General features: G+C 31.8%; 2 protein-coding genes. Both read right to left on the bottom strand.

Annotated features, from left to right (window positions below; all coding sequences use genetic code 11):
- Window positions 1-59: 59 nt before the first annotated feature.
- Window positions 60-758: a hypothetical protein gene (locus tag J582_RS24870; RefSeq protein WP_006582673.1), complete on the bottom strand. Its 699-nt coding sequence runs from the start codon at window positions 756-758 to the stop codon at window positions 60-62.
- A gap of 307 nt (window positions 759-1,065) precedes the next feature.
- Window positions 1,066-1,311 carry a helix-turn-helix domain-containing protein gene (locus tag J582_RS24865; protein WP_006582672.1) on the bottom strand — a complete coding sequence of 82 codons (246 nt, stop codon included), beginning with the start codon at window positions 1,309-1,311 and terminating at the stop codon, window positions 1,066-1,068.
- Window positions 1,312-1,959: the final 648 nt, after the last annotated feature.

Here is a 1,959-nt window from a genome sequence, read left to right as displayed (position 1 = left end):
TATTAATTTTCTGAGAAATATATCTGCTTGGATGAGATGGACTTTTTTCATAATTAGTTTTATAGAATACCCTTTTGTTTCTTATATTCAGTAATGATTGTTCCTAATTCTGGTTCAAATAATTTGATATATTCATCAGATAGACCTCTACTACTAGATGGATGTGGTAAGCACACAACTTGGCATTGTTCAAAATTATCAAAGTAAACTTTAAATCGAGTACCATCAAAATCTGTTTTTTGTACCATTTTTAAGGGTTCTATTTCTGGACCAACAATAGCAGTAAACCTATCCCAAACATCTATATTTCTCAGAAAATTAATAAGCTTACTACCCATAAATAAAATTACTTTGGGTCTCAAAACTTCAATATGATGAATAAAATTATCAACTGCTTCTTTTTCTAAGAAACGATTATAGCTTTCTATATCTGCATTACTCGTATAGGCCCAATTAGTTTGAATAATACATTTATCAAAGTCTGAACCTAAATTTTCATCGTTTAATGGGTGTCCCCAAAAATTAAACCATTTTTTGATATTTTTATCATAAGGCCAAGTATTGGAAGAAGGACCATACCTTAGGGATTTATTACTAAATGTACATTCAATGCTCATATCTACTGTGGGACGGCTATCGCTTTCATCCAGTTTTTGATCTTCTTTTGACCATCCCCATTCATAGCCACAAATCATTAATCCGTTTTTATCATTAAAGCCTTCGAAAATTGAATTTGCTAAATTTAGATTTCTTTCCATTATTCTTTTCTCAGATGAACTCAAACCTTAAGTTAACACATATATTCAATATAAATCAATTACTTACTTAAAAATAGGTACTATTGTAATTACATTAACGGTTTTTAGGAGACTCTAGGTATCATCACATTTGTAACAAAAAATATAATTTATATAAATCATATACATAAATATTTTATTTTAGATATGAAAATTAATATTTAACATGAAATTTCTTATACGAAATCAAAAATGGGGGCTATAAGCTCCCATTTGATTGTAGTACTCTCTGATCAACAATAGTCCAAAGAATCCAGCTTAGTCTTTTCTATTTAGACTGACTTTCTATACGTGCTTTCTCATACGCCTGTACTTTTTCTAAGATCGGATAAAAATCAAAACCTTCATCCTTCATCGTTGATATGAGCGATACAATCACAGCCAAATGAGAGGGTACAAATCCAACTTTATTATAATTCGTAATCGAGTTAGGTCTCATTCCAAGTAGTTCAGCAAATTCTTTAATTGAAAGACCTGCTTTACCGATAAGTCTATGGAATTCTTCGTAAGGCATGAGGTTCAAATTTAGCAAATGATAAAGTGCAAGTATAACATAGGCTATTTTTTACATAAAATGCTAAAAAACACATAAAAATATGTTTACAACACATATTTTTATGTGTTTAATTATTCATATCAAGCCTCTTCTTCTACATCGGATTTTATATGAATTACTTCACCCAACCTCAATTATTGAGCGAACTGAATACATCAAAATTTCGGCTGGTTTTTTCCTTGATTACAAGCTTCCTATCCATTAATTACGGTCAGATTAGAGCGTCCCGAAGGGCGCGAACTGCTTGAAAATGCTTCTAGACCGAGCGAAGCGAGTAAAAAAGCTTTATGAGCGTAGCGAATTCCGAGTTGCTTTGCTTTTTCTTAAAGTCACAACTGGATGATCCAAAAAATTGCCCCACGAATCGAGCGAAAGCGAGATTCAATAGAGTTTGAGCGTAGCGAAAACCAAGGGCAATTTTTCATGCACTGGGCTTTTAATTATTTTTAAAGTTTTTAAATGCTTTTAGACATGCTGTAAGCCTTTATTTATAGTGTATACAAGGGATATACAACACCAAAAAGTCACCTATACAACACCAAAAAGTCACCTATACAACACCAAAAAGTCACCTATACAACACCAAAAAGTCACCTATTTACACCA

The sequence above is a fragment of the Acinetobacter sp. 1566109 genome, from assembly GCF_000582255.1.
Classification (GTDB): domain Bacteria; phylum Pseudomonadota; class Gammaproteobacteria; order Pseudomonadales; family Moraxellaceae; genus Acinetobacter; species Acinetobacter nosocomialis.
This window is presented reverse-complemented; position numbering and strand designations above follow the sequence as displayed.